This is a genomic window from Streptomyces sp. NPDC059900, from assembly GCF_050270335.1.
Classification (GTDB): Bacteria; Actinomycetota; Actinomycetes; order Streptomycetales; family Streptomycetaceae; genus Streptomyces.
Map to the genome: position 1 here is coordinate 1 of NZ_JBNNJZ010000541.1, position 5,416 is coordinate 5,416.

A 5,416-nucleotide genomic window follows, 5' to 3' on the forward strand; every position below is an offset into this window, starting at 1 on the left:
CGTACGCACGGTGCAGGACCTGCTGGGACTGACTCCGCAGGAGATCGAGTCCGAACTGGTCCAGCATTCGCTGTACACGCTGGAGGGCGGGCAGGCGGCGGCATCCGCGCTGATGGACCGCGGCTGCACGGCCGTCGTGTGCGCGAGCGACATGATGGCCCTGGGCGCGATACGGACGGCGCGGCAGCGCGGATTCGAGGTCCCCGACGACATCTCGGTGGTGGGATTCGACGACTCTCCGTTGATCGCTTTCACCGATCCGCCCCTGACCACGGTGCGTAAACCCGTGCCGTCGATGGGGCAGGCCGCGGTCCGCACGCTCCTGGAGGAGATCGGCGGCACGCCCGCCCCGCACAGCGAATTCGTCTTCATGCCGGAGCTGGTCGTTCGGGGTTCAACCGCTTCCTCCCCTCGGGGATGCACTCGTTCGTAGGGCGTAGAGAATGCGACCTGAACCAGACCTTGGGATGATCGGGCGGAGGGTCGGTATCTGGCAGACTCTGTGCCTATGGGTGAGATGACTGTGACGACACTGGAAGGCCAGCAGCGGCCCACCACATCACCCATCGCGGGCGAGCAGGAGGACCGCAATGGGCGGGCATTCCTGCGCCGTCTGCGCGCGCCCCGACGCCCGCGACTCTGGTTCGAGATCCTGCTGATCGCGGTCAGTTACTGGACGTACTCCCTGGTCCGCAACGCCGTACCGGAACAGAAGTCACAGGCCCTGCGCAACGCCGACTGGATCTGGCAAGCGGAGCAACATCTGGGGATCGCCGTCGAGCAGAGCGTCAACCACGCGGTGAACTCCGTGTCGTGGCTCATCGTCGGCATGAACTACTACTACGCGACGCTGCACTTCGTGGTGACGCTCGGTGTCCTGGTCTGGCTGTTCCGCAAGCATCCGGGACGCTATGCGGCGACGCGCATGGTCCTGTTCGCGACAACCGCCGTGGCGCTCCTCGGTTACTACCTCTACCCCCTGGCGCCCCCGCGCCTGATGAACGGCCACGACTTCATCGACACGGTCCTCGTCCACCAGACCTGGGGCTCCATGGCCTCCGGCGACCTCAAGCACATGTCGAACCAGTACGCGGCGATGCCCTCGATGCACATCGGCTGGTCCCTGTGGTGCGGCCTGACGATCTTCGCTCTGGCGTCGGCCCCGTGGGCCAAGATCCTCGGTCTGCTCTACCCCACGGCGACGCTGATCGTGATCGTGGCCACCGCCAACCACTTCTGGCTGGACGCGGTGGGCGGCATGATCTGCCTGGCGTTCGGCTTCGGGGTGGCCTGGCTCTGGTACGGGACCCAGCCGCACAAGCTGCCGCGCGAGGTGGCGGCCCCGGCTCCGGCCCGGACCCCTGCCCCGACCACTCAGGCCCCGTAGAACCTCTCCTCCATCACGGCCCGTGCCCTGCGCGTGGTGCGGCGGTAGTCGTCCAGCATGTCGCCGACGTGCCCGGGGTCGTAGCCCAGGTACCGGCCCACCGCCGCCAGTTCCCGGCCGTCCGAGGGGAACGTGTCGCCGGCCCGGCCGCGGACCAGCATCACCGCGTTGCGCACCCTGGTGGCCAGGACCCACGCCTCGTCCAGGATCGCCGCGTCCTCGGTCGGGATCAGCTCGGCCGCGCAGGCCGCCGCGAGGGCTTCGCGGGTGCGTGTCGTGCGCAGGCCCGGTTCGACCCAGCCGTGCGTCAGCTGCATCAGCTGCACGGTCCACTCGACGTCCGAGAGGCCGCCGCGGCCCAGTTTGGTGTGCAGGGTGGGGTCGGCGCCGCGCGGCATGCGTTCCGCCTCCATGCGGGCCTTGAGGCGGCGGATCTCACGGATCGCGTCGTCGCCGAGGCCCTCCGCCGGGTAACGCAGCGGGTCCACGAGTTCGATGAAGGCGCGGCCGAGCTCGGCGTCCCCCGCGATGGGTTCGGCACGCAGCAGCGCCTGGGCCTCCCAGACCAGTGACCAGCGGCGGTAGTAGGCCTCGTACGACGCGAGGGTGCGCACCAGCGGGCCGCTCTTGCCCTCGGGCCGCAGATCCGTGTCGATCAGGAGCGGCGGGTCGGCGCTGGGGATCTGGAGGAGCCTGCGCATCTCCGAGACCACCTTGGCGGCGGCCTTCCCCGCCTCCTGGTCCCCGACGCCCTCGCGCGCCTCGTGGACGAACAGGACGTCCGCGTCCGAGCCATAGCCCAGTTCGTGGCCGCCGAGGCGGCCCATGCCGATCACCGCGAACCGCACCGGCAGCGTGTCGCCCCAGCCCTCGCGGACCACCGCGCGCAGCGTCCCCGCGATCGTCGCGGCCGTGAGGTCGGAGACCGCGTCGCCCACCCGGTCCACCAGGGCGCCGGGGTCGGCCTCGGCGGGGCTCTCCTCGGTGCCGTACGAGCCGATGATGTCCGCCGCCGTCGTACGGAACAGCTCGCGGCGGCGGACGCCGCGCGCCGCCGCGACGGCTTGTTCGCCGCCGTCGGCGCGGCCCACCGCGGCCAGGACCTCCTGCTCCAGGTGGGCGTGGTCGCGCGGTTCCAGGCCGCGCTGGTCGCCGAGCAGGGCCACCGCTTCGGGGGCGCGCATGAGGAGGTCGGGGGCCAGGCGTCCGGCGGACAGGACGCGGGCGAGGTTCTCGGCGGCGGCGCCCTCGTCGCGCAGGAGCCGCAGGTACCAGGGGGTCTTGCCGAGGGCGTCGGAGACCTTGCGGAAGTTCAGGAGGCCCGCGTCGGGGTCCGCCGAGTCCGCGAACCAGCCGAGGAGGACGGGCAGCAGGGTGCGCTGGATCGCCGCCTTGCGGGTGACGCCCGAGGCGAGGGCCTCCAGGTGGCGCAGGGCCGCCGCGGGATCGTGGTAGCCGAGAGCCACCATGCGTTCGCGGGCCGCCTCGGTGCTCAACCTGGTCTCGCCGGGCGCCAGTTGGGCCACGGCGTCCAGGAGCGGGCGGTAGAAGAGCTTCTCGTGCAGGCGGCGCACCACCGAAGTATGCCGCTTCCAGGCGCGGTTGAGCTCGGTGATCGGCTCTGTCCGCATGCCCAGGGAGCGGCCGATGCGCCGCAGGTCCGCGTCGTCCTCGGGGATGAGGTGGGTGCGCCGCATCTTGAACAGCTGGATGCGGTGCTCCAGGGAGCGCAGGAAGCGGTAGGCGTCGTCGAGCTGGACCGCGTCCACGCGCCCCACATAGCCGCCGGCCGCGAGCGCCTCCAGGGCCGCGAGGGTCGAGCCGCTGCGGATCGAGGTGTCGCCGCGGCCGTGCACCAACTGGAGCATCTGTACGGCGAATTCGACGTCCCGCAGGCCGCCGGGGCCCAGCTTCAGCTCGCGGTCGACCTCGCCCGCCGGGATGTTCTCCACGACCCGGCGGCGCATCTTCTGCACGTCGGGCACGAAGTTGTCGCGCTCGGCCGCGTGCCAGACGAGGGGCGCGAGCGTGCTGACGTACTCCTCGCCGAGGGCCAGGTCCCCGGCCACCGGGCGGGCCTTGAGCAGCGCCTGGAACTCCCAGGTCTTGGCCCACCGCTGGTAGTAGGCGAGGTGGCTGCTGAGGGTACGCACCAGGGGGCCGTTGCGGCCCTCGGGGCGGAGGTTGGCGTCGACCGGCCAGATGGTGCCCTCGACCGTGGTCTCCGAGCAGATCCGCATCATGTGCGAGGCGAGCCGCGTGGCGGCCTGGATCGCCTTGCCCTCGTCGGCGCCGTCCACCGCCTCGCCGACGAAGATCACGTCGACGTCCGACACGTAATTCAGCTCGTGGCCGCCGCACTTGCCCATCGCGATGACCGCGAGCCTGCACTGCGACGCGTCCGCGGGAGCATCCGCCTCGGCCATGGCGAGCGCGGCGCGCAGGGTCGCCGTCGCCAGGTCCGCGAGTTCGGCCGCCGCCTCGGCGACGTCCGTCGTGCCGCAGACGTCACGAGCCGCTATGGCGAGCAGGCATCGGCGGTAGGAGACGCGCAGCGAGACCGGGTCGGTGGCGTCCTCAAGGCCGCGCTCGAACTCTTCTACGCCGGGGTGCAGGTCGGCGAGCTCGTACGTGGCCAGGGCACGCCAGTCGCCGGGGTGCCTGGCCAGGTGGTCGGCCAGGGCCTCTGAAGCGCCGAGCACGCCGAGGAGCCGGTCGCGCAGCGGCTTGGCGCTGACCAGGGTATCGAGCAGCTCACGGCGGCTGAGGTCGTCGGGCTGTCCCTCGACCAGGCGCAGCAGGCCCAGGAGGGCCAGGTCCGGGTCGGCGGTGGCGCTCAGGGCATCGAGCAGCACCGGATCGGTCCGCACCGAGGACAGCTCGGGAGCGCCGAGCAGCCGCTCGGCGGCGGACGGATCGGTGAAGCCATGCCGCAGCAGCCGCGTGAACGTACTGCTCCTGCGCCCTTGCGGCACCGTCATCCCCGCGCCTCCGTTCGATCACCTGGCCCCGAGCCTACGGCCTGACCGATGAGTTCTGCCCGCGTGCGGAGTCCGTACTTGGTCGGGAGCATTGCTGGCAGCAACGGGAGGCGGACCATGGCGAGCATGTCGAGCGGGCAACCGCGTACGGAACTGGATGCCCGGTACAGCAGCACGGGTGCCGTCGCGACCCCCTGGCCCGACGCCGTGCGGCAGCTCAAGAGCGCCGAACTCTTCTGGATCTCGTCCGTACGTCCCGACGGGCGCCCGCACGTCACGCCGCTGCCCGCGGTCTGGCTGGACGGCGCGCTGCACTTCTGCACGGGCCCCGAGGAGCGCAAGGCACGGAACGTGGCGGCCAACCCCGAGGTCGTCCTGACCACGGGCGTGAACCTCTGGGACAAGGGCTATGACCTGGTCGTCGAGGGCGCGGCGGTCCGGATCACGGACGAGGACAGGCTGCAACGCCTCGCCACGGCGTGGGAGGACAAGTACGGCAGCTTCTGGCACTACGACGTGCGGGACGGCTGCTTCCACCACGGAGCGGGCCACGCGTACGTCTTCGAGGTGGCCCCGCGTACGGCGTTCGGCTTCGGCAAGGGCGAGCCGTTCAGCCAGACGCGGTGGCGCTTCGCCTGACGGCTCCGGAGCGGACGCGGCCGTTCACGCTGACAGAGCCCCGGAGCCTTGATGTACTCGGCCCATGGAATACACACTCGAGGTGATCCCGCTCCCCGTCAGCGACGTCGACCGGGCCAAGGAGTTCTACCGCGACAAGCTCGGGTTCCACGTGGACATCGACACCGAGGTCATGCCGGGCATGCGCATCGTCCAGCTGACCCCGCCGGGCTCGGGCTGTTCGATCGCGCTGGCCGACACCCTCTGGGACACGATGGACGGCCCCACCCCGGCCCCCGGCTCCTACCAGGGCCTCCAGCTGTGCGTCGCCGACGCGAAGGCCGCGCACGCGGAGCTGACGGCGCGCGGCCTGGAGATCTCGGAGCCGGTGGCGCATGCGCCGCAGGACGGCGGCACGTTCATGTACTTC

5 protein-coding genes are annotated in these 5,416 nt (G+C 71.2%); 4 read left to right on the top strand and 1 reads right to left on the bottom strand.

Translation table 11 applies throughout. The features are described 5' to 3' along the window. Positions 1 to 433: substrate-binding domain-containing protein (locus ACQKIP_RS38490; protein WP_427745210.1), on the top strand; the 433-nt coding region annotated here is incomplete at its 5' end. 75 nt (positions 434 to 508) lie between these two features. Further along, positions 509 to 1,387 (top strand): phosphatase PAP2 family protein, encoded by an 879-nt coding sequence (locus ACQKIP_RS38495; protein ID WP_365852558.1) that lies wholly within the window; start codon positions 509 to 511, stop codon positions 1,385 to 1,387. On the opposite strand, the gene ACQKIP_RS38500 is transcribed toward ACQKIP_RS38495, so the two are convergent. Then, complete coding sequence (locus ACQKIP_RS38500) at positions 1,375 to 4,368, bottom strand: bifunctional [glutamine synthetase] adenylyltransferase/[glutamine synthetase]-adenylyl-L-tyrosine phosphorylase (RefSeq protein WP_365852556.1); 2,994 nt, start codon at positions 4,366 to 4,368, stop codon at positions 1,375 to 1,377. The genes ACQKIP_RS38495 and ACQKIP_RS38500 overlap by 13 nt on opposite strands. A gap of 126 nt (positions 4,369 to 4,494) precedes the next feature. On the opposite strand from ACQKIP_RS38500, the gene ACQKIP_RS38505 reads away from it, so the two are divergent. Then, positions 4,495 to 5,007: a pyridoxamine 5'-phosphate oxidase family protein gene (locus tag ACQKIP_RS38505; protein ID WP_365852554.1), complete on the top strand. Its 513-nt coding sequence runs from the start codon at positions 4,495 to 4,497 to the stop codon at positions 5,005 to 5,007. A gap of 64 nt (positions 5,008 to 5,071) precedes the next feature. Further along, positions 5,072 to 5,416 (top strand): VOC family protein (locus ACQKIP_RS38510; protein ID WP_427745211.1); only part of this gene is annotated, 345 nt, incomplete at its 3' end.